The organism is Klebsiella sp. MPUS7, from assembly GCF_009905335.1.
Taxonomy (GTDB): domain Bacteria; phylum Pseudomonadota; class Gammaproteobacteria; order Enterobacterales; family Enterobacteriaceae; genus Klebsiella; species Klebsiella grimontii.
Genome location: NZ_CP047604.1, coordinates 1139998 through 1163820 on the forward strand (window position 1 = coordinate 1139998; position 23823 = coordinate 1163820).

Here is a 23823-nt window from a genome sequence, read left to right on the forward strand (position 1 = left end):
ATTTATGATTGCCTATGATGATGTTCTGCAAAAAGTATGCGAAATGATTTGCGACGCGAAAGACCTTGAGCCCGATGAGGTGGAGGAGAATACGCCGCTGGTTCGGCTGAAGTTGGATAGCCTCGACTACGTCGAACTGATGGTGCTGGCAAAGCGTGAATTCAACATTACCCTGGAAGCGGACTGGTTTATTCACAATCCAGGGATAACTCTTGGCGAACTCTGCCAGCACATCAGTAAAGAGTCAGGCAGCTAATATGGCACAAAAATGGATACTGATTACCGGAGGCAGCCGCGGCATCGGTCGGGCGCTGGTCACAGGTCTGGCGCAAAGCTGGAACGTGGTATTTACCGGACGCGATGAGGAGGCGATGAACGCCACCCTGGCGGAGTGTGAAAATTCAAGCCACCGGGTGCGGGGATACGCCTGCGACGGCAACGACGAATCGCGGGTGGCGCAGCTTGCGCAGACGCTGCTGGCCGAGCGGGGGGCGCCGGAAGCGATTATCCACAATGCCGGGATCGCTCGCGACGGCCTGCATATTCGCCAGAACGCCGCGCTCTGGCGCGAGGTTTTGGACACCAATGTGATCTCAATGCTTAACTGGAACCGGGTGCTGCTGCCGGCGATGCTGATGCAGCGGCGCGGCTCCATCGTGATGATGTCGTCGGTCAGCGCGGTAAAGGGCAACGTCGGCCAGACGGCGTATGCCGCGAGTAAAGCGGCGATGAGCGGCATAGCGCGCTCGCTGGCGCTGGAGGTTGGGCGCTTCGGCATTCGCGTCAACTGCCTGGCGCCGGGCCTGATTCGCACCGAAATGCTCGAAGAGATACCCGCGCAAAAATTAAAAGAGATGCGCCAGGCGATACCGCTGCGCAGATTGGGCGAAACCCACGATGTGCTGCAGGCGGTGGCGTTTTTAATCGGTGAGGGGAGTCAATATATGACCGGGCAAACCCTGGTTCTGGACGGCGGATTGAGCGCCTGAGTCGTGCGATCAGGCCGGGTTAGCCTTTAAACAGAGTGAGTGAGTTGCGCAATGCGATTCACTAACTTTTTTATTTCGCCCGCGGTAGCACGGTGGATCTGAATAATCTGTGAAGAATATTGCGCAATCAGGGCCAGCATCAACGGGGGAATTTCCTCTCCCGGATTATTTTTAATTAACTGCGCCAGCGATTTCTCTTCCGCTTTTGGCCCATTGAGCGCATGGACCACCCGTCGGCTTACCGCGATAAGCATGGCTTCCGGTTGCAGAGTTTTATTATGCCATTGCGCCGACGTGGGATCATTTTGCATGGCCAGCCACTCAGAAATATCATCAATACCTTCAATGGGATAAAAATAACGCTGGGCTTTATCCGATAAACCCACGCGCTTTGGCGGCGGGCTGTGATCCAGACAGGAAATATTATGCAGTAATCCGCCAATCTCTACTTTTAGCGCTTGCGTGGCGCTCATCTCCATTTTTGTTGCCAGATAACCGGCAATATGGCCGACGGCCGCGGAGTGCCAAGGCGTCTGCTGGCTGAACTGATCGATAATAAAAGAGACCAGCTCGGCAATGTCGCGAAGGTTGTGCAAAGAGAGTGTGTCGTTATGCACGCCGGAGATCGCTTTAATGTAATCGCGATAGTCGGTGGAAGCCATGACCGACCAAAAATGGTCATCGGCGGAGAGGATTCGGAAGGCCTGAATATACTCTTGCTTATAGAGAATGGGGGCGCCGGCGGCGGCGATGTCGACCAGCTTTTTGCTTAATAATGGGATGTGTTCGGTACGGTGCTGGCAATACAGAACATCCAGACGGTCCGCAAAGAATAACAAATGGCTCTCTTCGGGCACCCGCTCGCCTTCACTATAATGCCCGAGACCGTTGCGCCAGTGGGTATGGTGATAGCGAACGATTTTGTTGAGCGGACGAAACAGCGGAATGCGGCTAAGTAATTCGCTGCCGATGAGCGCATGATGGTTGTGTTCGTTATCAATATAGTTAAGCGGTTCAAGACGCGATTTTTCATTTAATCCTCCGACATCATGGATGAGCGCCGCCAGAATGGTTTTACGCCGCTGGGCCGCAGAAAAATCGACTAACTTAGCCAGATGCGATGCAATAAACGCCGTTCTGACATGGTGCAGATTGAGCCGGGGGTTAATCATATCAATGATATTCGCGATGCTGCCTAAGGTCGGTAGTAAATGTATCGTCATGATATCAGCATAATTAAAATTAATGAGATGAATCTCAATCAATGATTGTATTCTGACGCTGGCAACCATATTGTGGGAACGTTTGATTACCGAATAAAATAGTATCATCATTAACGTGATTGATATAGATGATTCGATCATTACTTTGGTTGCCAAAGAGATTTTGCCGGGCGATATTTTCAGGCGTATTGTCAGCGTGATGGCGAGTGATTTGCGAATCAATGATATAAAAGAGATGACTGGTCGCAGTGGTTCTTTTTAATGTGATAGCAATGGTGCGGGAGACAATGTATTTATCGCCATTGCTGGTGAGCAATCCCTCAAGACTGATTAAAAGACGGTTATTAGCAAGCTGAGCGGATAGCAAACCCTGTGAGCGGAGAATATTCTCATTTATATCCTCTGTGAGGTCGTACTGTGATTTACAGGAAAAGGTGTCATGGCTGCGGATATCTATATAGAGGAACGCAGCGACTACCAGCGTCAGGGCAGTGGCGAGGAATATTATAGCGTATTTACGCATTTTTTATTTCCTTATAGTAGTAACTGTGGCACTGCTGGTCCTTCATATCACATTTGAGGATGAATATATCCATATAAATACCTAAGCCTTGTGGCTGATTTAATTGTCGGTTGAAAAGGTAGATTTTCTTAGGCGTCGAACAATCAAGCCCAGAGGGGAACAGCTTTTTATTGCTGAGGATTTCGCGCGCGCGCTGAGCGCCAGAGCCATAAATAGTACATTTATCCTGGGTGAAAACTAACGTAGTAGGCTGTTTTTTATACATAAAAAAAGGTAAAAGCAGCAGAAAACCTATCAACGTCAGGATAAAAAAAATGGCCGCTTTGCGGTGCTGCCATAGTAAACTTCGCTGGGGAAGGTCGGCGGTAAGAATTGGCAGAGTGATGGAGGATGAATAATCATTATCGCTGGTGATAATGACTTCCTCAGAAATCTTAAAGCCGATTCTCGGTACCGTAATAATCACATTTTTCTCAATACCGAGATCGGCAAGACTACGCCGCAGCGTTGAGATGTATTGATTAAGATTGCTATTTGAGGGCCTGGCGCCATATTTTTCAAACACCGACTGAAAAATATCAACGCGAGAAATAATATCCCCTCGGTATTGTAACAGATTGGTAAGGAGGCGAGTGGAAGTCGCAGAGAGTTCAATACAATCACCGGTCAACAGATTGACCAGGGATGCTTCCTCAGTATCAAATGTAATAAATCCCTCTATATCGAACCGCATTTTTATCTCCGCACGGAATTAAAAATTCACTCTTTATATCAGGGTTTTTATCATAAAAAAAAGTGAATTTCAGATAAATGTACTGTTTAGGTTGAAATTTAAAGCTAATGTTGCCGTTTTCGTGGGGTCAATCCATACTGCCATGTACTGAATGACAGAAGGAGCTGACTCATGAAGATTTCATTTTCATCCTGTACCCCACATTCAAATCAAAATTCTGTAACCGCAGTTGAGAGTTTGCGCTCATTGATGAGCTCAATGGGCATCAATAAATTCTCCGGGGTCGTCGTGCCAGAGCAGGAGTATATTCTTTATGTTTTGAAAGAACATGAACCTGAGGGGTTGCTTACTCGTGAATTAGCGGACAGGTGCGAAATGTCAATATATAAAGTCAGACATTTACTACTGCCGTTGGAAAAGTATGGTCAGGTGAACAGAATAAAAGTTAATAAGCATCATAAATGGTATTTTTATAATAAAAGCATTGACTAATAGTCATACTAACAAGAGGCGATGATGTTTGCAATAAATATAAATACCATAGGCATTTTTTCTAATTTTTTATGATTTTTGAGAATTGATATCTCGCAAATAACAGAGAATATTCTTAATAATGAAAATTTCGTAGTTCTTTAAAAAATCCGCTGCGCTATCCGTAGGACGATAAGCAATTATCCATAATGACAGATAATTCTTATGCGATGTTTTTAAGCGATGGCCAGCACCGGGGATAGCCGCTTTTGTTGAGTAAATGACCTTTTTGTTAACTAATCGTTAAATTTGCGGTATGCAATCTGCGACGGCCTGCGTCGGCAGCGTACGGATAAGGCGGAGGGGTAAGCAACGGATGTGCAGAATAATCGCAGAGTGTGGTCATGAAATATTGACTTCGGCCGTACGACGCTATCCTGTTCATTTTTCGTCCCGGCATAAACGGCTTTTTTGCCATACGAACGAATACTGGCGGTAGAAGAAAAATAATGTGATCAACTTCAATAATATTTACCGTGAGTTAATGTTCTTCGCCAGCTTATATTGTGGTGAGGTTTAGCAATCTCATTAAATTTGCGGATGATGATGTCCAGTATGCTGGACAAACTTGATGACAACTGTGCGATGGGTTAATTAACTGCGATTGCGTGCAGGGCAATTAGGGCGTTATTTGATATTAAATAATAAAACGGCTACGTCAGTCACGTTACTGTAGGGCTAAATATTATGGTTATCAAACACTCAGATTGAGGGAAGCACGCATGGCTTACAGAATGATTTTAAACGAAACCTCTTATTTTGGCCCCGGCTCGATTAGCTGTATTGTCGATGAAGTCAAAAAACGCGGCTTCAAAAAAGCGCTGGTGGTCACTGATAAGGATCTGATCCGTTTTAACGTTGCGACAAAAGTCCTGGCTATTCTCGACGGAGCCGGGCTGCCTTACAGCATTTTTGATGACGTTGTTCCGAACCCCACCATTGAGGTTGTGCAGCAGGGCGTAGAGACGTTTAAGCAGTCGGGCGCCGATTACCTGATCGCCATCGGCGGCGGTTCACCGCAGGATACCTGTAAAGCGATAGGCATTATTATTAATAACCCCGAGTTCGCCGACGTTCGCAGTCTCGAAGGCGGGGCCGATACCAAAAACGCCGCCGTACCGATGATCGCGATCCCAACCACCGCCGGTACGGCGGCGGAAGTGACCATCAACTACGTGATTACCGATGTTCAGAACCGCCGCAAATTTGTTTGCTATGACCCGCACGATATCCCGCTGGTGGCGATTATTGACGCCGAAATGATGGCCAGCATGCCAGCCAGCCTGAAAGCGGCGACCGGCGTCGATGCGCTGACCCATGCGATCGAAGGTTACATAACCAAAGGCGCATGGGAACTCACCGATATGCTGCATCTGAAGGCCATTGAGGTGATTGGCCGCTCGCTGCGCGCTTCGGTACAGGGCGACGCGCAGGGCGCGGAAGGCATGGCGCTGGGGCAATATATTGCCGGGATGGGCTTCTCAAACGTTGGTCTGGGGCTGGTCCACGGTATGGCCCACCCGCTGGGCGCATTTTACGGTACGCCGCACGGCGTGGCTAACGCGGTGCTGTTGCCGCATATCATGGCCTATAACGCCGAATATACCGGCGAGAAGTATCGCGACATCGCGGTTGCGCTTGGTAACAAGTCGGCGGCAACGATGCCGATTGCCGAAGCGCGTCAGGCGGCGATAGAGGCGGTGGCGCAGCTGAATCGCGACGTCAATATCCCGGCGCGTCTGCGCGATGTCGGTATGAAAGAAGAGGATATTGACGCGCTTGCGGCGGCGGCGCTGGCGGACGTGTGCACCGGCGGCAACCCGCGTGACACTAATCTGGAGGAGATTAAAACGCTGTATCGGCAGATCTTCTAATTTAGCAATCGCAGCGAAGCCGGTAGCAATATCGGCTTCGCCGTTCAGAAAGTAACGTTTTGGTAGGCCACCGCCCGGCAGAATAATGTCATCGACTCACGGCGCCAGATAGACCTGCGGAACGGACGTATCGGGATGTTCGCCCACGCTGACCTCCGCGCCGTACCAGCGGCTGACGATCGGCTGCTGAATCACCTCCTGCGGCGTGCCCTGCGCCACCAGTTTCCCCTGATGCAGCAGCAGAATCCGGTCTGCCCACAGCGCCGCGAGGTTCAGGTCGTGCAGTACGACGCAGACGTGCAGCCGGCTGCTGCGGGTCAGGCGTTTGAGCAGACGCAGCAGATGTTGCTGATAATAGAGATCCAGCGCCGAGGTAGGCTCATCGAGAAACAGCCAGCCCTCGGGCGCGCCATCGCGCCACAGCTGCGCCAGACAGCGGGCCAGCTGCACCCGCTGCTGTTCGCCGCCGGAGAGGGAAGGGTAGCGTCTCCCGGCCAGATGGTCGCAGCCGGTCTCCTTCATCACCCGGCGGATTATCTCCTCGTTTGGCGCGCCGCCCCACGGCGAGCGGCCCATGGCGATAACCGTTTCGATCGGCCAGTCGGCGTGCAGCTGGGTGCGCTGTAGCATCACCGCCCGGCGGCGGGAAAGCGCTTCTGCTGACCAGCTTTCCAGCGGGCGGCCTTCCACCAGTCGTTCGCCGGCGTCGGGGGTTAAAAAACCGGTCAACAGGCGCAGCAGGGTCGACTTACCGGCGCCGTTGGGGCCAATCAGCGCCGCCATCTCGCCGCCGCGGAGCTGGAGCGAGACATCGTTAACGATCTGCCGGTGACCCAGACGCAGCGTCAGCGAACGCGCGCTATAGCGATTATCCATGCGTCTCTTTCTCCTGACGAAAAATCAGCCACAGAAACCACGGCGCGCCAAGCACGCTGGTCAACAGCCCGACCGGCATCTCCGCGGGAGCGGCAACGGTGCGCGCCAGCGTGTCGGCCAGCAGCAGTAGAATCGCGCCGCACAGCAGCGAACCGGGAACCAGGCCGCGATGGTCCGGCCCCAGCCACATCCGCATCAAATGCGGCACGACCAGGCCGATAAAGCCGATAATGCCGCTGATGGCCACCGCCGACGCTACCAGCAATGCGCTGCACAGCAGCAGTAGACGCTGCAGGGCGCGAACGTTGACGCCGAGATAGTGCGCCTCTTCATCACCCAGTTGCAGCAGGTTAAGCCGCGAAGCCATCGCCCACACCACGAGGGAGGCCGGGATCATCAACGTGGCCGCCACCAGCAGCGTCGACCATTCCGCCTGCCCGAGGCTACCCATACCCCACAGCGAAAGCTGGCGCAGCTGAGTATCGTTGCTGATCCACGCCAGTACCCCGACCAGCGCGCCGCAGAGGGCGTTAATGGCGATGCCGACCAGCAGCAGGCGCGACAGCGAGGCGTCTCCCGCCCGGCTGAGGATAAAAATCACCACCATCACCGCCGTGCTGCCGATAAACGCCGCCAGCATCGGCGCGTACAGCGCCACGAGCGCCGGCAGCGACAGGGGCAGCACCAGCCAGCAGGCCACCGCCAGCGCCGCGCCGCCGCTGATCCCTAACAGTCCCGGATCGGCGAGGGGGTTGCGAAACAGCCCCTGCATCACGCAGCCGGAGAGCGCCAGCGCGGCGCCGACCAGCAGCGCCAGCAGCACTCGCGGCAGGCGAATGGTCAGCCAGATGTTCCTCAGGATCTCATCGCCGGCGGGCAGCAGGCTGGTCAACGGCAGGCGCATCGCGCCCAGGGTCGTGGCGAGCAGCGTCAGGACAATCAGCAGCAGCGTCATTAACCACAGATGACGGGCAGGGTGGGAGCGCATCAGGGCAACTGCTCCGCTTTTTGCCGCAGCGCGAGCACTTCCTGCGGGGTGCGCGGGCCAAAGCCGAGCAGGGCCATATCATCGATCACCAGTACCTGCTTATGGCGTCCCGCAGGCGTCTGCGCCAGCCCCGGCAGCTTCCAGAGCCCGGCTTCGCCGCCCATGCCTTTCAGCCCATCGGCGGAGATCACCACCAGGTCCGGTTTACTGGCGATAACGCCCTCCTGCGACATGCTGCGATAATGGTCGAAGCTCTGCATGGCATTCTGCAGCCCGGCCGCCCTGATTGCGCCATCCGCCGCGGTTTGTTTCCCGGCCACCATGGTATTCATGCCGCCGTGGCTGAGAATAAACAGCACCCGCTTGTTCACCGGCTGCGAAGGAATTTGCGCGATCTGCTGATGAACCTTCTGGCGCAGGGCGTTACCTTCGCTCTGCTTACCAAGGGCGTCGGCAATCACGGCAATTTTTGCCTCGATTGCCGGCAGGTCGTAGCCGCCCGGTACGTTGATCACCTTAACCTTATTCTCTTCAACCTTTTTCAGCACCAGCGAGGGCTGCGCCTGGGCGCTGGCCAGCACCAGCGTCGGGCGCAGGGAGAGGATCCCCTCGGCGTTCAGCTGGCGGATATAGCCCACATCCGGCAGGCTCTGCGCGGCGGCAGGCCAGGTGCTGGTGCTGTCTTTCGCCACCAGCTGCCGCTGGGCGTCGAGGGCGTAAATCACCTCCGTGACGTCGCCGCCGAGCGACACAATCCGCTCGGCGGCGGCGCTGGCCAACAGTGGAAACGCCGCAAGTAATATCAGCCAGCGCTTCATGCCAGTAGCCCTTCGGTGGTCAAACCATCGACCTGCGCACGCCACTGCGCCTGCTCCGGGTGGCCTTCGCTGCGTTGGCCGTACAGCTGCGCGATCTGCGTGCCGTCTTTGGCGAACAGCTCGACGCTGGTGACGTGGCCGTCGGAGGTCGGTTTGCGGGTCACCCAGATCTCATCCACGCTCTCCTCGCGCAGATGCAGGGTAAACGCGGCGTTGAAGATATTCAGCCAGCCGCGCATCGGCGCGACCTTTTCCAGCGCGCCGGTGAAGATCTGTACGCAGCCGCGGTTGCCAACGAAGATCATGATCTCGTTGCCATCCTGGCGGATGGTTTCCAGCAGGCCCGGCAGCGTCTGGGTGTCAATGCGGCAGGCGAGATCGTCGCTGACCAGGCGGAAAGCCTGCTGGCGCGACAGGTTATATTTTCTCAGCAGGCCGAAGAACTGGTGAACGTCGGTCATGGCGCGCCATTCGTTTTCCAGCGCCTCGCCGTCGGCGGCATCGGCATATTTCAGCGGATCGGCCGGGCGAATCGCCAGCGGGGCAGGCGATTGCTGCGTATGCGCGGCAATCAGCGCATCCCAGGCCGCCATGTCGGTATTTCCGGTGGTGTAAACCTTGAGCAGCGCGTCGCCGTGCGGATCGAAGAACTGAATGCTCTGGCGACCGTTGTCGCTCAGGTGAAAAGCGCTGGCCCACTGGCTGAGAAACAGGCGCAGGTCGAGGGCGCGCGGATTGAGCACCAGCCCGGCGTGGCCGCTCAGATGCTGATGGGTAAATTCGCCGACCTGCTCATGCACCGCATATTCGTTGCGGCAGATGCATTTGGTTTCCCCCACGGCTTCCAGCGCCGTCAGAATGGCGCGGGCGTCGTCCTGCAGACGTACGGCATCGTAGCCCTGGCGGGCTTCGGTCAGTTCGGCTTCGCTAATCCCCATTTCGGCGGCGATATCGCGGGCGTATTTCGCGGAAGATTGCGCTTTCGTGGCCAGATAGCGCTGCCACAGCGGGGTATGTTGCGGTTGGGTGTTGTGCATAATTCACATCCTTCTCTACGATGAGTTTCCCCGGCTCGCGGCCGGGGAGCAGGTTTCTTATTATTAGCCGGTCAGAAATCGACGTTAACGCCCAGTTGCCAGGTGCGGCCAGGCATCACCGCCAGCGCCCGGTCGTTGGCGTCCTGATTGGTGGACATTTCGATATTGCGGCTGCTCAGATAATCCCAGTATTTACGATCGGTAATGTTGTATACGCCGCCGTTGACGCGCACGTTCTTCGCGACCTGCCAGTACGCGGTCCAGTCCAGCATGCCGTAGCCCGGAACGCGCATATATTCGCTGGTCGAATCGGTAATCGCGGAGCCGGTGTTGGTATAGCTTTCACGGCTGGTGGCGGTGGCGCGCTTGCCCTTAACAAAGGTGGCGGTCAGCGCGGTGCCGTACACTTTTGCCGGATCGTCCCACGCCACGCCGACGATGGCCTTCATTGGCGCGACGCTATCGAGGTCGACGTACTTATCGCCGCTGTAGCTCGATTTCGATTGCCCTTCGCTATAGCCGTAGGCGAGGGTGGCGCTCAGGCCGTTAACCTCTTCAAACCAGGTGCCAAAGTTGAATTTAGCGCTGATTTCGCCGCCGTAGATGTACGCTTTATCGCGGTTTTCCGCCTGGTAAATGGTGTAGATGTTCGACGGTACGTTAGTGAACTGCACCGGATTATTGGCGCGGGTGTAGCGGGTATAGGCGATAAAGTTTTTATAGGTGTTGTAGAACAGCGCGGTGCGCATAGTGATGCCTTCCGCCACTTCGCCCTTCATCCCCCACTCAACGTTATCGCTGGTTTCGGTTTTCAGATCGGTGTTGCCGATCAGCGCATACTGGGCGCGTCCGGCGTAGCTGGAGCCGAGGTTCCACGAACCGTACAGCTGGCTGGCGTTCGGGAACTGCGCGCCGCGCTGATACTGCAGATAAGTCATCAGGCGCGGGGTGATATCGTACTGCAAGACCAGCGACGGCAGCGCCTGGGTATCAGCGTTCTTACCGTACAGATTTGACACGTCGGAACCGGTCAGCACGCTGCTGTTGTTGGCCAGATCGGAGACGTTCTCCGGCCTGGTCGACTGATGCATCACGCGAATGCCCGGGATAACCGCAAAGTTATGCTCGTCGAGGTCGAAGTTAATTTTGTCCTGCAGGAAGCCGGCGACGATATAGCCGCGGCTGTCGGCGTCCGGCTGCATGATCTGGCTAAAGGCGCTCGGGGTTGGCGACTGGGTTAATGGGCGCAGGGTTTTCGTCGTGCTGGCGTTAAAACCGGCGCTCAAATCGTGGCGGCCTATCGATTTCGCCAGCGCGCTCTGAATGCCCCAGGTGTCGGTATCGTAGTCGGAGCTCACCGTTTGCATCGCGCGGGTGACGCTGTCCGGCATATATGTCCAATCATGGGCCTCGGTATGCTGGTAGTAGACCTTGGTCGATACGCTGTCGATATAGTCGTTCATCGGCGTCCAGTCGTCTTTCAGGCTCAGGCCCCAGCGGCGGGTCTGGCTGGTCTGGTTTGACGTGCCGATAACGCTGTTGCCGCTGGAGTCCCAGGCGTCATAATGCGTGTGGTTCGTTTTATGGTAATAATCGAAGGTGCTGGTGAGCTTATGTTCGTCATTCGGCTGCCAGATCCCCGAGGCCATAAAGGCGTTGGAGTGCCAGTTTGCCGGGTATGAATCAACGGTCCCGCTGTTGTTTTCCGTTTCCTGGCCGTCGCGACGGCTGTAGACGAAGATCCCGCGCAGGGTTTCATCGCCGCCGGCAACGGTGACGCCGTTGTGCCAGCTGCGATCGGATGAGTCGTAGCCGCTGCGGTAGCCGAAGGCGCTGGTTTTGCCCGGATGCAGGTAGTCATCCGCGGACTTCGGACGGAAAGAGACGTTGCCGCCGATAGCGCTGTTGGCGGTATCGGTTGAGGTCGCCCCGGACTGAATATCGATGCTGCCGTACATGTAGGGGTCAATGTAGTCGCGGCCCATACCGAACGTATTGAGGCCCGCGCGGCTGGCGTAGCTGCGCCCGGTGGCATTCGGCTGGGCGATGCCGTCGACGTCGATCCCGACGCGGTTGCTCTCCATGCCGCGTATGTTGTAGCCGGTATAGCCGCCGCGGTCGAAGCCGCTTTTGCCGTTGCCGGAACCGCCGCTGGCGCCGGTGGCGCTAATGAGCGGCTCGTAGCGCATGATGGAGCCAAAGTCGTTGGCCCCTTTATCCTGCAGCTCCTGAGCGCTGATCGAATGTTCGCTGCCCGCTTTCAGCAACGGCGCCGGCGCGGTAACGGTCATCCGTTCCGAGCTGTCATCAGAAGATGCGCTGCTGGTGGTTTTCGCGGTGGTATCAGCCGCCCCGGCGGAAGTTTGATAAATTGCTGTAAGCAAAGAAGTCACCAGCAGGCTTTTCTTGAACCATGCTGTTGATTGAGTGGAGTTATACATAGTAGCCACGCCTTAATCATTATTAGTATTGGCTCACGCGTTACTTCCAGAGTGCAGGTGTGTCCGGTTATTCCGTTACTGGACGTTTTTTCTCCATGCTTATTGATTGCGAATGGTAATGATAGGTATTATCGTTTGCAACAAAATAATCATGTATTCTTCAATTAATCTGCAAGTTGTTTACAATTTGCCCTTTGACCGACAGCGAGACGCCGATGAGCCACAAAGCCGCGATTACCATTACCTACTGTTCGCAGTGCAACTGGATGCTGCGCGCCACGTGGATGGCCCAGGAACTGCTGCACAGCTTTAGCACCGACATCGCCTCGGTCACGCTGATTCCGGGAACCGGCGGGATCTTCGTGGTGGCCGTTGATGATGTGCAAATCTGGGAGCGCAAGCAGGATGGCGGTTTCCCCGACGCGGCGGAACTCAAGCGCCGGGTGCGCGACGTATGCTTCCCGGAAAAAGCGCTGGGGCACGTGGATAAACCGGCATAATCCTCAGGGAGTATGGGGCTGCATCGCCCTCTATGAATGTGTATTATGAATGCATCTTTTCGGGGGGGGGACAGGCGATGGCGGGCAAACGTATTGCGCGGGAAAAAAAGACCATTAGCAGCATGATAACGCTCTACCAGCGCCGCTGCCCGGATGCCCGCGACGACGGCGAACACTATCAGGCGCTTAACGACTATGCCGACAAGCGGCTGGATAAATGCGTCTTTGGCGAAGAGAAGCCCGCCTGCAAGCAGTGCCCGGTGCACTGCTACCAGCCCGCGAAACGCGAAGAGATGAAGCGGATTATGCGCTGGGCGGGGCCGCGGATGCTCTGGCGGCACCCGATCCTGACGATTCGCCATCTGATCGATGACAAACGTCCGGTGCCGGAACTGCCGGAAAAGTACCGGCCCAAAAAATAGCGAATTTCCCTCGGAGGCGATGCTGCGCATCTGTCCGGGCTACGTCCTGGGGGAGAGGTAGCCCGGACAGGCGCAACGCGCCGCCTCCGGGAATAATGCCCGTCAAGGTAGCCCGGGTAAGGCGTCAGCCGCGACCCGGGGCCTCGCCGGAATGGGCTGTGGTTTGGCTATCGCGAACCGAGGTCCAGACAAACGCGATAACGAACAGAACGGTAAACAGCACCACGATGGTCGGCGCCGGGGCGCTGTCGAGATAAAACGACAGCCACACGCCGCCCAGCGAACAGCTTAACGCTATCGCCACCGCCAGCAGCAGGGCGCTGACAAAACGCCGCGTCAGCAGCAGCGCAATAGCCCCCGGCGCTATCAGCAGCGAAATCGACAAAATGATCCCCACCGCTTTCAGCGTCGCCACGATGGTCAGCGCAATCATGCACAGCAGCCCATAATGCAGCAGCCCGCAGCGCAATCCGCTGGCCTTCGCCTGCTGCGGATCAAAGGCGTGCAGCAGAAAATCGCGCCACTTCAGGCCGATAATCAGCGCAATCGCCAGCGCGATCAGCGACGTTTGTACAATATCGCTGGCGGAAATACCCAGCATATCGCCAAACAGAATATGATCGAGATGCACCTCCGACTGAATCGACACGTACAGCACCAGGCCCGCGCCAAACATCCCGGAAAACACGATGCCCATGATCGTATCGCGCTTAATACGGCTGTTATCGTCGAGATAACCGGTGGCGATGGCGCAGAACAACCCGGCGATAAACGCGCCGATGGCGAAGGGGATACCGAGGATATACGCCACCACCACCCCCGGGAAAACCGCGTGGCTCATGGCGTCACCCATCAGCGCCCAGCCTTTTAGCACCAAAAACACCGACAGCAGCGCGCAGGGGACGGCAACGATCGCCGCCACCAGCATGGCGTTGACCATAAAAGAGAACTGGAAAGGTTCAAGCAGCGCGCTCAGCATGAGGCCTCCCTGGCGCGACGACGGCTGGCGAGCAGGCCGTGCTTCGGCGCGAAAACGAACGCGGTTAAAAACAGCAGCGTCTGGGCGACGACGATAATTCCGCCGGTCGCCCCGTCCAGATAGTAGCTCAGCCAGGCGCCGAAAAAGCTGGTCAGGCTGCCAATCGCCACGGCGATGGCCAGCAGGCGCGGGAAGCGGTCGGTCAACAGCCAGGCGGTAGCGCCGGGCGTCACCACCAGGCAAATCACCAGAAACGCGCCGACGGTTTGCAGCGCCGCCACGGTACAGGCCGCCAGCAGGGTAAAGAACAGCAGCTTCAGCCCGCTGGTATTGAGGCCAATCGAGCGGGCGTGATTCTCATCGAAAAAGGTCACCATCAGGTCTTTCCACTTCAGCAGCAGAATCGCCATCGAAATAAAGCCAATGGCCGCCAGCTGGATAATATCCTCCGGGGCGATGGCCAGAATATTGCCGAGAATAATGGTCTGGATATTCACCGAGGTCGGGTTCAGCGACACCATAAACAGGCCGATACCGAAAAAAGAGGAGAAGATCAGGCCGATAATCGCGTCTTCCTTCAGCTTCGAACGCTGATTAAGAAACAGCATGCTGCCCGCCGCCAGCCCGCCGGAAAGAAACGCCCCCAGCGCGAAGGGCAGGCCGAGCATATAAGCGCCCGCCACGCCCGGCACGATAGAGTGGGAGAGGGCGTCGCCAATCAGCGACCAGCCCTTGAGCATCAGGTAGCAGGAGAGAAACGCGCACACTCCGCCCACCAGCGCCGACACCCACATCGCGTTCAGCATATATTGATAACCAAACGGCTCCAGCAGCCAGCTCATCTTTCGCCTCCCGCCGCCCGGCGGCTGATAAACGGCCGCTCATCGTCGGTAATAATCCGCTCTTCCGCGCCGCTCAGCACCACGTGGCGCAGCACGCCGCTAAACGCCAGTTCGAGGTTTTCGGCGGTAAAAGTGCTTTCCGTCGGGCCGCTGGCCAGCACGGTGCCTTTGACCATCACCGTGTAGTCGCAGAACTCGCTCACCGAGCCGAGGTTATGGGTGGAAACCAGCATGGTGCAGCCTTCGTCGCGCAGCTCCCGCAGCAGTTCGATGATGCGCGCTTCGGTCTGTACGTCGACGCCGGTGAAGGGCTCATCCAGCAGAATGACTTTCCCCTGCTGAGCGATAGCGCGGGCCAGAAACACGCGCTTTTTCTGCCCGCCGGAGAGCTCGCCGATCTGGCGCTGCCGGTACTCGCTCATGCCGACCCGCGCCAGGGCGGCATCGACAATCTCATGGTCGCGCGCTTTAGCCCGCCGCAGCCAGCCCATATGGCCGTAGCGCCCCATCATCACCACATCTTCCACCAGCACCGGGAAAGACCAGTCCACCTCTTCCGCCTGCGGAACGTAGGCGACAAGGTTCTGGCGCAGGGCGCGGTTAACCGGCTGGCCGAGGATCGCGATATCGCCCTTACCGACGCGCACAAAGCCCATCAGCGCTTTAAACAGCGTTGATTTGCCCGAACCGTTCACCCCAACCAGCGCGGCGATGGAACTGCGCGGCACGCGGAACGAGGCGTCGCGCAGGGCGGTATGACCGTTGCGATAGGTCACGCTGACGTTGTTGACCGCGAGGCCCGGCAGCTCGTTACTCATGCCTGTTTCCTTAGTCCGTCGTTGATGCCCTGGACGATGGTTTGGGTGGTGACGCGCAGCAGGTCGAGGTAGGTCGGCACCGGGCCATCGGCGGCGCTCAGGGAGTCGACGTACAGGACACCGCCGTAGTGGGCGCCTGCTTCTCTTGCCACCTGACGCGCCGGTTTATCGGAAATGGTGCTTTCGCTAAAGATAGTCGGGATATGCGCTTTCTTCATGGTGTCGATGGTTTTCCGCACCTGCTGCGGAGTGCCCTGCTGGTCGGCGTTGATCGGCCACAGATAGAGCTCCTGCAGGCCGTTATCGCGGGCCAGATAGGAGAACGCCCCCTCGCTGGTTACCAGCCAGCGCTTGTCCTGCGGCAGTTTCGCCAGTTCCGCCTTCAGTGGCGTCATGGTCTGGCGAATCTTCTCTTTGTAGGTCTCAGCGTTATGGCGATAGGCGTCGGCATTTTCAGGATCGTACTTCACCAGCGCGTCGCGAATGTTATCGACATAGATCAGCGCGTTGTCCGCCGACATCCACGCGTGCGGGTTGGGCTTACCGTTATACGGCCCCTCGCTGATGCCCATCGGCTGAATGCCGTTGCTGACCACCACTTCCGGCACGCCGTTCAGGTGCTGATAAAAGCGGGCGAACCACAGTTCAAGATTCAGTCCGTTGGCGAGGATCAGCTGCGCGCCCTGCGCGCGTTTGATATCGCCGGGCGTTGGCTGATATTCGTGGATCTCGGCTCCCGGTTTGGTGATGGAGCTGACGTCGGCGGCGTCGCCCGCGACGTTTTGCGCCATGTCGGCGATTACCGTGAAGGTGGTGATCACTTTAAATTTCTCTTTTGCCTGGACGGGGGCGACGGCCAACAGCGCCAGCGTGGCGGCAAACATCAGATGCTTCAGGGGTGGCAGGTGCAGCATAAGGTCCCTCACAACGTTGCGATTAATTAATCATCATTTATAGCCATTGCTATGTTATATAGCACACGCTATTTATAAATGAAAATAATTCTTATTTAGATGTGAGGCGAATGATTAGCGTGGGAACCAGCGGCGCGAGAGGAAAGGCCCGGCCACGCGGAAGGCCGGACGCTAGAATCAGGAGAGATCGGCCACCGACTGGCGCGGGATCAGGCGCCCCGCCAGCGTACGCCCTTCGGCGGAGAAGGTGGGGCGCTCGTCAATCAGGTTACGAATACGCTGCAGGCAGTTCTCCATCAACTGCTCCAGCGGCCAGGAAATACAGGTGAGCGGCGGATTGAGCAGCGAGGCGAGGGGGGAATCCTCCAGGCTCAGCAGCGAGACCTCCTGCGGTACGGCAACGTTGAACTCGCGCAGCAGGCGCATCGCTTCGGCGGCGTAGCGGTCCCGTTTCACGATAATCACCGAGTATTTGCTGAAGCTGTTAATCAGCGTCAGCAGCGCCTGTTCAACGTTATCGTTGGCCGCCAGCATCAGCTGCCGGTTAAAAGGGATGGAGTAGTTTTGCAGAACGTTGCGATAGCCTTCGAGCATCTGGCGGCTGGCGTCATCGCTGTCGTTATCAACGAGCAGCGCGATATTGCGATGGCCCTTGCCGATCACGTAGCGGCAGGCGCTTTCGGTGGCGAAAGCGTAGTCGTAGCCCTGATTATTGACTCCGGCAATGCTGAAACGGTCAAAGGAGATCACGTTGCGCGGCGCCTCCGCCGGGACGGCGCCGAGCACCACCACCGCCACGCACTGGCGCTGTAAATCGTCAACCACCGCCGCCTGTTCCGCCGCATCCGTCACGTACTGAACAATCAGGTTTTTATTCAGCCCCTTTAGCGCTAATGAGAGCATCGGCAGCAGGCGCGCGCCGCTGCTGTCATCGTTCGCCGGGATCACCAGCCCCACGTGATTGGATGTCTGACTGGCGAGGTTTTGCGCGGCAAAGCTCGGGCGGTAGTTAAGTTCTTCTACCGCGCGCAGAACCGCTTCCCGGCTCTCTTCGCGCACGCCCCTGGTGCCGGTCAGCACGCGGGATACCGTCGCTCGGGAGACATTCGCTAATCTTGAAACATCATCAATGGTTGGCATGGCATTTTCTGTCTGAATATTTTCGCCTAGCTTAGCATACCTGCTGAAAAAAGTGTCTACCGCCGGCGGCCTTCAGCGCTGTCGAGAACCGGTAGCCAGGCCGCGCCGCGCACGCCGCTGGCGTCGCCGAAGCGGGCCTGTTTGATCTGCGTCCGGCAGCTATCGGAGAAGAGATACGGGACGATTGCCGACGGCAGCTGCTCATAGATTTGCCCGACGTTGGAAAGCCCGCCGCCCAGCACAATCACCTGCGGATCGAGGATATTGATTACCGACGCCAGGCTGCGGGCGAAAGCGTCGATAAAATGCCGCCAGTGGGCCAGCGCCAGGGGATCGCCGTTTTGCGCGGCGGCGATAATCGCTTCGGATCGCGCCTGCGCGCCGTAGCGGCGGGCAAAGCCGGTGCCGGAAATAAAGCTTTCGATGCAGTTCTCTTTTCCGCAGTAGCAGGGCTGCGCCGGGCCGTCGCGCTCGGGGCGGTAGCCCGGCAGGGGATTGTGGCCCCATTCGCCAGCGATGGCGTTAGGCCCGCTGAGCAGCCGTTGGTTCACCGCGACGCCGCCGCCGCAGCCGGTGCCGATGATGACGCCGAATACGGTCGTCGCCCCGGCGCCCGCGCCGTCCACCGCTTCAGAGAGGGTGAAGCAGTCGGCATCGTTCGCCATCCATACCGATTGACCGAGCTCCCGCATCAGGTCGTGGCGTAGGTCGTGGCCGTTAAGCACCAGACAGTTACAGTTTTTAATCAGGCCGCTTTGCGGGTCGATAGCCCCCGGCAGGCCGATACCGAGGGTAAACGGACGCTCGCTCCAGGCGCGGACGCTCTCAATCAGCCCGAGCAGCTGCTGCATAAACGCGTCGTAGCTCTCTTTATGCGTCGGACGGCGCTGGCGATAGACGCATTCGCCCGCCGCGTTGAGCAGGACGGCTTCCATTTTGGTGCCGCCGATGTCTAAACCGAGATGTAGCATGGTTGTCCTTAATCGTGGTAGACGGTTTCCCTGGGCCAGCCGGTTTTCTCCGGGAGGAGGCTACGCGTGCAGTCCAGGTAGCCCGGCTAAGCGCAGCGCGAGCCGGGAAGTCAGCCAGATGACATGAGAATTTACCGTTTTCCCGGGTCGCGGCGTAAACGCCTTACCCGGGCTACGTCATCTCCTCTCCCCTGGAGAGGAGGAACTCTACGCGTGCAGCGGTCGCGAGCGGTAAATGGCGATCAGTTCGCCGATCAGCTCTTTCGCCAGAATTGAGGTCATCAGATGATCCTGAGCGTGAACCATCACCAGGGTCATTTTGGTTTTACCCTCTCCCTCGTCGGTCTCAATCAGCTGGGTCTGCACCCGATGCGCCTCGCGGGCGAAATGCGCCGCTTCTTTCATTTTTTCGTCGGCGGCGGTGAAATCCCCCGCTTTAGCGCAGCTCAACGCTTCGTAGCACAGGCTACGCGACTGGCCGGCGTTGATGATGATACCCATCACCTGTTCTTCTAATTCCATGACAACCCTCTGAATAGTATGAATTATGCGGACTGCGGCGCGCTTTCGGCCTGGGCGGCCGCGTTAGCGTGCTCCTGCTCAAGCAGCTGTTTTTCGTAGGCTTTGAGGAACGGCAGGTACATCACCATCGCCGTCGCCATACAGATCAGGCACATGATCACCGGGCTAAAGCTCCAGTTCGCCGCCCATGAGGCGCCGATAGGGGCAGGCGTCGTCCACGGCGTCATCGACACCACGCGGCTCACCAGGTCCAGCTTCAGCGCAAAGTAGGCCAGGGTCGCGTTGATCATCGGCACCAGCACGAACGGCAGGAAGAACAGCGGGTTCATGATGATCGGCGCGCCAAACAGAATCGGCTCGTTAATGTTAAATACGCCCGGCACCACGCCCATCCGGCCAATCGTTCGCAGATGCACGGCCTTGCTGCGCAGCAGCATCAGCGCCAGCGGCAGGGTGGATCCGACGCCGCCGATCAGCAGGTAGTGATCCCAGAAGCCCTGGACGTAGATATGCGGGATCGCGGTGCCTGCGGCCATCGCCGCCTGGTTGATCGACAGGTTCGCCATCCAGAATGGATTCATGATCCCGGTGACGATCAGCGCCCCGTGGATCCCGGCAAACCACAGCACCTGGCACACCAGCACCGACAGCAGAATCGCCGGTAGGGTATCGGAAGCCGCCACCAGCGGTTTCACCAGCGACATGATCGCTTCCGGGATAATCATTCCCAGCTGCGCTTCGATAAACAGATTCAGCGGATGCAGCGTCAGCACGATCGCCAGCACCGGGATCAGAATTTCAAACGAGCGCGCTACGCCCGCCGGAACTTCAGGCGGCAGACGGATCGTAATGTTGTGCCGCTTGAGGAAGGCGTACAGTTCGGTGGAGTAAATCGCCACCAGAATCGCGGTAAAGATCCCCTGACCCGAGAAGTAGGCGGTGGAGATCTGGCCATCCTTCAGCGGCGCGGCCACCAGCAGAAACGACATCAGCGACAGCATCCCGGCGGTCAGCGAGTCCAGATTGTGGTGTTTCGCCAGGCTGGCGGCGATCCCGACGGCGATAAACAGCGTCATCACCCCCATGCTGAAGTTAAATGGCAGCATCAGCGCATCGCGATGATCGAGGGAAAATTGCAGCCAGGCGCGGGCAAAACCCCACGTCGTATCCGGAGAAAAAGGCGGGAAAATAAAGACCAGCAAAAACGAGCCGACGATCATAAAGGGCAGGGCGGTAATAAAACCGTCGCGGATGGAGGTAACGTATTTTTGCTGGCCGATCGCCCCCGCCATAGGGGTGATCTTCTGTTCAATCACGGCGATCAGCTTAGCGTACAGAGAGCTCATGATCTTTCCTTAGTTTTTGTTATCGATAAGGGAAAGCGCGAAATCCAGTACGGCGCCGCCTTTTTGCATGCCGTAATCCATCATGTTGATGGGTTCCACGCGGATCCCGTATTTATCCGCCTGTTTTTGCAGATCTTTCTGCATGTATTTCACCTGCGGCCCCAGCAGGACCACCTGGTAATGGCCGACCTGCCGATCGAATTCCGCGACGCCGAAGGCGTTGATCTCCACCGGCAGACCGCGCTGCTCGGCTTCGGCGATCATTTTTTTCACCAGCAGGCTGGTGGACATGCCCGCGGAACAGCACAACATTATCTTTTTCATATATCGCTCCTGATGAGATGGATGCGCCGACTATAGTCATAATGGATATAAAACGGAAAGCGCTTTCCGTTTGTGGATTTATTTATTGTGACCACGATCACCTATGGCGGGCTTTTACTTTACCCGGGAGTGCGCGATCATCCTGGCGACCAACCTATTCTGAAAGGCAGGATTATGAACATTCAGTTGATGAATGTTGCCGTCGACATCATCGAGCAGCGTCTGGCGCCGCTGGCCAACGTTCTGACGCGCAATAACCACATCACGGCGATGCGCGACAGCTTTGCGCTGGCGATGCCGTTTGTGATTGTCGGAAGTTTGCTGGTGCCGATTTTGTTTCCGCCCGTTTCCATCGACGGCGCATCGTTTTTCGGCCAGTTCTATTTCCAGCTGCGTCCCATTCTGCTGCCGACTTTCGAACTGACTATCGGGCTGGTGGCGCTGATTGTGGCCTTCGGCGCCAGCGCCAGTCTTGCCAAGCAGTACCGGCTGCCGGAACGGCTCTGCGGGCTGACCGGCTGCCTGGCGTTCTTGCTGTTTATCGGCTTTCGCGGCAACGGCGCAGCCAATCTTTATCTTGGCGGGATGGGGATTTTTACCGCTCTGATTTCAAGTACTTACTCCATTGAGATCGTGCGCTTCTTCTACAAAAAAGGCTGGTGCATCCGCCTGCCGGAAGAGGTGCCGGTGATGACCCGCAACGGCTTTCAGCTGCTGATCCCGCTGCTGGTGGTGATGCTCTCCATCAGCGTCATCAACGCGCTGCTGTTGCAGAGCACCGGGCGCATTTTACCGGAGCTGATTAGCGAAGCGGTGCGGCCGCTGGTGGTGGCGTCCGACACCTTAACCGCGGTATTAATCTCTTTGTTTATCTGTAACCTGCTTTGGTTTGTCGGCATTCACGGGGCGCTGATTATCACCGGGATTATGAACCCATTCTGGATGACCTATCTGTTTGAAAACCAGCAGGCGCTGGCCGCCGGTTCCGCCACGCTGCCGCATATTTACCTGCAGGGATTCTGGGATTTTTACCTGCTGATCGGCGGCATCGGCTCCACCCTGCCGCTGGTGTTTATGGCGATGCGCAGCCGTTCGCGGCAGCTGAAAAGCGTGGGGAAAATTGGCTTGCTCCCCTCGCTGTTTAATATCAATGAGCCGATACTGTTTGGTTTTCCGATTATCATGAACCCGGTCTTTCTGCTGCCGTTTCTGTTTGTGCCGCTGATAAATGCCTGTATCGCCTGGTATTTAACCCAACTGGGGATTCTCGATCGGGCGGTGGCGATGCTGCCGTGGTCGATGCCGGCGCCGCTCGGCGCGGCGTGGTCAGCCAACGGCAGCTGGAAAAACTTATGCATGTGCCTGTTTGCCATTTTTAACGCCTGGATGCTCTATCGTCCGTTCTTCAAGGTCTATGAACGCCAGCTCGCCGACGCCGAACGCTAAGCTTTTCGCCTGCCAGCCACAGCCCGCCGCGCGCGGGCTTTTTTATTTCTGCCGGATTATGTGAACCTCATCACGAATATTCGCCCGCTCTCGTTAAAATTGTGAACTCATCCGGCAATTACGGAAAGCGATTTCCGTTAATGGATGTACATTTCCAATTTTGATCCGTAAATTTCCTCCCGTTCTCAGGCAGTGTTAATAAAAAAATAACCAAGGAATAAAAATGATCAGGCTAAATCATTCAATACCTCTGTCTTTACTCGCCCTCGCGGTGATGAGCGACTGCGCCATCGCCGATCCGAAGTACGATTTTATGCTCCACGGCTATATCCGTTCGGGGATCCTCGCCAACGCCGACGGCAACCGCGCCGACTCCGTTGGCCTGATGCCGGACGGCAAGTGGCGTCTGGGCAACGAAGAGGATACCAAGATCGAACTGATCCCGACGGTGACGTTAACCTCGGACAGCGGCGTGGTGGCTAAAGTCCAGGCCAACATTACCCATCAGTCGAAATGCACCTCCGACTGGAACTGTCAGGATGACGACGGGCATGATGTGCAGTTCCGCGAAGGTTTCGCCGAACTGTCCAACCTCGACTTCGCGCCGGAAATGACCTTCTGGGCCGGTAAGCGCTACAGCAGCTCCAACACCTCCAGCCACCAGTTCGACTGGGAGTACATTCAGTACAACGGCACCGGCGGCGGCTTCGACAATATGGATCTTGGCTTCGCGCGCTTCGATGCCGGGGTTTACGCCTTCTCGCCAACCGACGAAACCAAAGCCTACCCGGTCGACAAAGGCGATCAGGGCTATCCGGATGACTACTCGCTCAACCTGTGGCTGAAAAAGATCGGCGGAACCGGCTTCGACCTTGAGCTGATTGGCCACCACATGAACCGCAATGAGAAGCACCCGACCTCGGCGGAAAAGGGCTACGGCGTGACCGGCGTCTACAACTTTGACGGTTTTTACGGCCTGACCGGCGGCTACTCTCGCGTGGTCTTCCAGTACGGGCGCGGCCTGGCGGCCGGGGACTCGCTGGGGAAAAACGGCTGGGGCTGGGCAAACCTCGACGATACCCAGTCCTGGCGCGTGGTGCTGGATAACATGGCCTCGCTCGGCGACTGGGAAATCTCCACGTTTGCCTACTATCAGAAAGACAAAAACTACCGCTGGTGGACGGAAGATGCCGACGGCTGGGGACGCACCAGCTGGGTGGCGGGGATCCGCCCGTACCAGCAGATCACCAAAAACTTCGCCATGCAGTACGAGCTGGGCTACGAATATCTCGACGATAAAAACTACAAAGGCGTGGACGGTAAAGGCAAAGGCGGCCTGACGAAAGTGACCATCGCGCCGACCCTGACCTTTGATTCCGGCTTCTGGACCCGCCCGCAGCTGCGCTTCTTCGTCACTTACGCGAAGTGGGACAAAGGCGTGTCCGACGCGCTGGACGGCAACTATAACTGGGACACCAATACTATTTCCGCAGGCGGCTACTCGCGCAGCGGCGACACCGACACGCTGAACTTTGGCGTGCAGGCCGAAGTCTGGTTCTAAGGAGA

General features: G+C 57.1%; 25 protein-coding genes. 8 read left to right on the forward strand and 17 right to left on the reverse strand.

What is annotated here, in order from left to right:
- Positions 1-4: 4 nt before the first annotated feature.
- Positions 5-256, forward strand: coding sequence for an acyl carrier protein (locus GUC22_RS05430; RefSeq protein WP_004137379.1), 252 nt, complete (start codon positions 5-7; stop codon positions 254-256).
- 1 nt (position 257) lies between these two features.
- Complete coding sequence (locus GUC22_RS05435) at positions 258-989, forward strand: SDR family NAD(P)-dependent oxidoreductase (protein ID WP_004137381.1); 732 nt, start codon at positions 258-260, stop codon at positions 987-989.
- 26 nt (positions 990-1015) lie between these two features.
- Here the strand turns inward: GUC22_RS05435 and GUC22_RS05440 are convergent, their stop codons facing one another.
- From GUC22_RS05440 to GUC22_RS05450, 3 genes are read right to left on the reverse strand one after another with little or no spacing between them, the layout of a single operon-like run.
- Positions 1016-2281, reverse strand: coding sequence for an HD domain-containing protein (locus GUC22_RS05440; protein WP_160183411.1), 1266 nt, complete (start codon positions 2279-2281; stop codon positions 1016-1018).
- Positions 2247-2735: a FidL-like protein gene (locus tag GUC22_RS05445; RefSeq protein WP_004137386.1), complete on the reverse strand. Its 489-nt coding sequence runs from the start codon at positions 2733-2735 to the stop codon at positions 2247-2249. Before GUC22_RS05445 ends, GUC22_RS05440 begins: the two co-directional genes overlap by 35 nt.
- Positions 2728-3468, reverse strand: a complete 741-nt coding sequence (locus tag GUC22_RS05450) for a winged helix-turn-helix domain-containing protein (protein ID WP_160183412.1) — start codon at positions 3466-3468, stop codon at positions 2728-2730. Before GUC22_RS05450 ends, GUC22_RS05445 begins: the two co-directional genes overlap by 8 nt.
- A 171-nt stretch (positions 3469-3639) precedes the next feature.
- Here GUC22_RS05450 and GUC22_RS05455 point away from each other — a divergent pair, with 171 nt between their 5' ends.
- On the forward strand, positions 3640-3960 hold the full coding sequence (locus tag GUC22_RS05455) for a FaeA/PapI family transcriptional regulator (protein WP_131930545.1): 321 nt from the start codon (positions 3640-3642) through the stop codon (positions 3958-3960).
- 761 nt (positions 3961-4721) lie between these two features.
- Positions 4722-5873, forward strand: a complete 1152-nt coding sequence (gene fucO / locus GUC22_RS05460; protein ID WP_004137392.1) for a lactaldehyde reductase — start codon at positions 4722-4724, stop codon at positions 5871-5873.
- 96 nt (positions 5874-5969) lie between these two features.
- Here the strand turns inward: fucO and GUC22_RS05465 are convergent, their stop codons facing one another.
- The 5 genes from GUC22_RS05465 to GUC22_RS05485 form a co-directional block, all read right to left on the reverse strand.
- The gene (locus GUC22_RS05465; protein WP_024358466.1) at positions 5970-6749 is read right to left on the reverse strand and encodes a heme ABC transporter ATP-binding protein; all 780 of its coding nucleotides are present in this window, start codon (positions 6747-6749) and stop codon (positions 5970-5972) included.
- On the reverse strand, positions 6742-7737 hold the full coding sequence (locus GUC22_RS05470; protein ID WP_049088669.1) for a FecCD family ABC transporter permease: 996 nt from the start codon (positions 7735-7737) through the stop codon (positions 6742-6744). Before GUC22_RS05470 ends, GUC22_RS05465 begins: the two co-directional genes overlap by 8 nt.
- Complete coding sequence (locus GUC22_RS05475) at positions 7737-8555, reverse strand: heme/hemin ABC transporter substrate-binding protein (RefSeq protein WP_049088670.1); 819 nt, start codon at positions 8553-8555, stop codon at positions 7737-7739. Before GUC22_RS05475 ends, GUC22_RS05470 begins: the two co-directional genes overlap by 1 nt.
- The gene (locus tag GUC22_RS05480) at positions 8552-9592 is read right to left on the reverse strand and encodes a hemin-degrading factor (RefSeq protein ID WP_024358463.1); all 1041 of its coding nucleotides are present in this window, start codon (positions 9590-9592) and stop codon (positions 8552-8554) included. Before GUC22_RS05480 ends, GUC22_RS05475 begins: the two co-directional genes overlap by 4 nt.
- Positions 9593-9663: 71 nt before the next feature.
- Positions 9664-12033: a TonB-dependent receptor domain-containing protein gene (locus tag GUC22_RS05485; RefSeq protein ID WP_160183413.1), complete on the reverse strand. Its 2370-nt coding sequence runs from the start codon at positions 12031-12033 to the stop codon at positions 9664-9666.
- A 215-nt stretch (positions 12034-12248) separates the two neighbouring features.
- Between GUC22_RS05485 and GUC22_RS05490 the strand changes: the two genes are divergently transcribed.
- Both GUC22_RS05490 and GUC22_RS05495 read left to right on the forward strand, forming a co-directional pair.
- Complete coding sequence (locus GUC22_RS05490) at positions 12249-12533, forward strand: SelT/SelW/SelH family protein (RefSeq protein ID WP_049130262.1); 285 nt, start codon at positions 12249-12251, stop codon at positions 12531-12533.
- A gap of 77 nt (positions 12534-12610) precedes the next feature.
- Positions 12611-12955 carry a nitrous oxide-stimulated promoter family protein gene (locus GUC22_RS05495; protein WP_024358461.1) on the forward strand — a complete coding sequence of 115 codons (345 nt, stop codon included), beginning with the start codon at positions 12611-12613 and terminating at the stop codon, positions 12953-12955.
- Positions 12956-13079: 124 nt separating this feature from the next.
- Here GUC22_RS05495 and sitD read toward each other — a convergent pair whose 3' ends face one another.
- From sitD to GUC22_RS05540, 9 genes are all read right to left on the reverse strand, one after another.
- A complete protein-coding gene (gene sitD / locus GUC22_RS05500) occupies positions 13080-13934 on the reverse strand; it encodes an iron/manganese ABC transporter permease subunit SitD (protein WP_024358460.1) in 855 nt (284 codons plus the stop codon).
- Positions 13928-14776: an iron/manganese ABC transporter permease subunit SitC gene (gene sitC / locus GUC22_RS05505; RefSeq protein WP_004132182.1), complete on the reverse strand. Its 849-nt coding sequence runs from the start codon at positions 14774-14776 to the stop codon at positions 13928-13930. Before sitC ends, sitD begins: the two co-directional genes overlap by 7 nt.
- On the reverse strand, positions 14773-15594 hold the full coding sequence (locus GUC22_RS05510) for a manganese/iron ABC transporter ATP-binding protein (protein ID WP_004132184.1): 822 nt from the start codon (positions 15592-15594) through the stop codon (positions 14773-14775). The genes sitC and GUC22_RS05510 overlap by 4 nt, the downstream gene beginning before the upstream one ends.
- Entirely contained in the window at positions 15591-16508 is a 918-nt protein-coding gene (locus tag GUC22_RS05515) for a metal ABC transporter substrate-binding protein (RefSeq protein ID WP_004132186.1), read from the reverse strand. The genes GUC22_RS05510 and GUC22_RS05515 overlap by 4 nt, the downstream gene beginning before the upstream one ends.
- Before the next feature lie 177 nt (positions 16509-16685).
- Positions 16686-17648, reverse strand: a complete 963-nt coding sequence (locus GUC22_RS05520; protein ID WP_024358458.1) for a LacI family DNA-binding transcriptional regulator — start codon at positions 17646-17648, stop codon at positions 16686-16688.
- Positions 17649-17704: 56 nt separating this feature from the next.
- The gene (locus tag GUC22_RS05525) at positions 17705-18619 is read right to left on the reverse strand and encodes an ROK family protein (RefSeq protein ID WP_049099307.1); all 915 of its coding nucleotides are present in this window, start codon (positions 18617-18619) and stop codon (positions 17705-17707) included.
- 207 nt (positions 18620-18826) lie between these two features.
- Positions 18827-19141, reverse strand: coding sequence for a PTS lactose/cellobiose transporter subunit IIA (locus GUC22_RS05530; RefSeq protein ID WP_160183414.1), 315 nt, complete (start codon positions 19139-19141; stop codon positions 18827-18829).
- A gap of 23 nt (positions 19142-19164) precedes the next feature.
- Entirely contained in the window at positions 19165-20487 is a 1323-nt protein-coding gene (locus tag GUC22_RS05535; RefSeq protein WP_004134311.1) for a PTS cellobiose transporter subunit IIC, read from the reverse strand.
- Positions 20488-20496: 9 nt separating this feature from the next.
- Positions 20497-20811, reverse strand: coding sequence for a PTS sugar transporter subunit IIB (locus GUC22_RS05540; protein WP_004134312.1), 315 nt, complete (start codon positions 20809-20811; stop codon positions 20497-20499).
- A 174-nt stretch (positions 20812-20985) separates the two neighbouring features.
- Here GUC22_RS05540 and GUC22_RS05545 point away from each other — a divergent pair, with 174 nt between their 5' ends.
- Together GUC22_RS05545 and GUC22_RS05550 are read left to right on the forward strand one after the other, a co-directional pair.
- On the forward strand, positions 20986-22257 hold the full coding sequence (locus GUC22_RS05545; protein ID WP_024358455.1) for a PTS sugar transporter subunit IIC: 1272 nt from the start codon (positions 20986-20988) through the stop codon (positions 22255-22257).
- Between the two features lie 223 nt (positions 22258-22480).
- Entirely contained in the window at positions 22481-23818 is a 1338-nt protein-coding gene (locus GUC22_RS05550; RefSeq protein WP_024358454.1) for a maltoporin, read from the forward strand.
- Positions 23819-23823 lie beyond the last annotated feature (5 nt).

What these genes read in the sequence shown, in the direction of transcription:
- GUC22_RS05430 (WP_004137379.1), top strand. Translation starts at nt 5, where the DNA reads ATGATTGCCTATGATGATGTTCTGCAAAAAGTATGCGAAATGATTTGC.
- GUC22_RS05435 (WP_004137381.1), top strand. Translation starts at nt 258, where the DNA reads ATGGCACAAAAATGGATACTGATTACCGGAGGCAGCCGCGGCATCGGT.
- GUC22_RS05440 (WP_160183411.1), bottom strand. Translation starts at nt 2,281, where the DNA reads ATGGTTGCCAGCGTCAGAATACAATCATTGATTGAGATTCATCTCATT.
- GUC22_RS05445 (WP_004137386.1), bottom strand. Translation starts at nt 2,735, where the DNA reads ATGCGTAAATACGCTATAATATTCCTCGCCACTGCCCTGACGCTGGTA.
- GUC22_RS05450 (WP_160183412.1), bottom strand. Translation starts at nt 3,468, where the DNA reads ATGCGGTTCGATATAGAGGGATTTATTACATTTGATACTGAGGAAGCA.
- GUC22_RS05455 (WP_131930545.1), top strand. Translation starts at nt 3,640, where the DNA reads ATGAAGATTTCATTTTCATCCTGTACCCCACATTCAAATCAAAATTCT.
- fucO (WP_004137392.1), top strand. Translation starts at nt 4,722, where the DNA reads ATGGCTTACAGAATGATTTTAAACGAAACCTCTTATTTTGGCCCCGGC.
- GUC22_RS05465 (WP_024358466.1), bottom strand. Translation starts at nt 6,749, where the DNA reads ATGGATAATCGCTATAGCGCGCGTTCGCTGACGCTGCGTCTGGGTCAC.
- GUC22_RS05470 (WP_049088669.1), bottom strand. Translation starts at nt 7,737, where the DNA reads ATGCGCTCCCACCCTGCCCGTCATCTGTGGTTAATGACGCTGCTGCTG.
- GUC22_RS05475 (WP_049088670.1), bottom strand. Translation starts at nt 8,555, where the DNA reads ATGAAGCGCTGGCTGATATTACTTGCGGCGTTTCCACTGTTGGCCAGC.
- GUC22_RS05480 (WP_024358463.1), bottom strand. Translation starts at nt 9,592, where the DNA reads ATGCACAACACCCAACCGCAACATACCCCGCTGTGGCAGCGCTATCTG.
- GUC22_RS05485 (WP_160183413.1), bottom strand. Translation starts at nt 12,033, where the DNA reads ATGTATAACTCCACTCAATCAACAGCATGGTTCAAGAAAAGCCTGCTG.
- GUC22_RS05490 (WP_049130262.1), top strand. Translation starts at nt 12,249, where the DNA reads ATGAGCCACAAAGCCGCGATTACCATTACCTACTGTTCGCAGTGCAAC.
- GUC22_RS05495 (WP_024358461.1), top strand. Translation starts at nt 12,611, where the DNA reads ATGGCGGGCAAACGTATTGCGCGGGAAAAAAAGACCATTAGCAGCATG.
- sitD (WP_024358460.1), bottom strand. Translation starts at nt 13,934, where the DNA reads ATGCTGAGCGCGCTGCTTGAACCTTTCCAGTTCTCTTTTATGGTCAAC.
- sitC (WP_004132182.1), bottom strand. Translation starts at nt 14,776, where the DNA reads ATGAGCTGGCTGCTGGAGCCGTTTGGTTATCAATATATGCTGAACGCG.
- GUC22_RS05510 (WP_004132184.1), bottom strand. Translation starts at nt 15,594, where the DNA reads ATGAGTAACGAGCTGCCGGGCCTCGCGGTCAACAACGTCAGCGTGACC.
- GUC22_RS05515 (WP_004132186.1), bottom strand. Translation starts at nt 16,508, where the DNA reads ATGCTGCACCTGCCACCCCTGAAGCATCTGATGTTTGCCGCCACGCTG.
- GUC22_RS05520 (WP_024358458.1), bottom strand. Translation starts at nt 17,648, where the DNA reads ATGCCAACCATTGATGATGTTTCAAGATTAGCGAATGTCTCCCGAGCG.
- GUC22_RS05525 (WP_049099307.1), bottom strand. Translation starts at nt 18,619, where the DNA reads ATGCTACATCTCGGTTTAGACATCGGCGGCACCAAAATGGAAGCCGTC.
- GUC22_RS05530 (WP_160183414.1), bottom strand. Translation starts at nt 19,141, where the DNA reads ATGGAATTAGAAGAACAGGTGATGGGTATCATCATCAACGCCGGCCAG.
- GUC22_RS05535 (WP_004134311.1), bottom strand. Translation starts at nt 20,487, where the DNA reads ATGAGCTCTCTGTACGCTAAGCTGATCGCCGTGATTGAACAGAAGATC.
- GUC22_RS05540 (WP_004134312.1), bottom strand. Translation starts at nt 20,811, where the DNA reads ATGAAAAAGATAATGTTGTGCTGTTCCGCGGGCATGTCCACCAGCCTG.
- GUC22_RS05545 (WP_024358455.1), top strand. Translation starts at nt 20,986, where the DNA reads ATGAACATTCAGTTGATGAATGTTGCCGTCGACATCATCGAGCAGCGT.
- GUC22_RS05550 (WP_024358454.1), top strand. Translation starts at nt 22,481, where the DNA reads ATGATCAGGCTAAATCATTCAATACCTCTGTCTTTACTCGCCCTCGCG.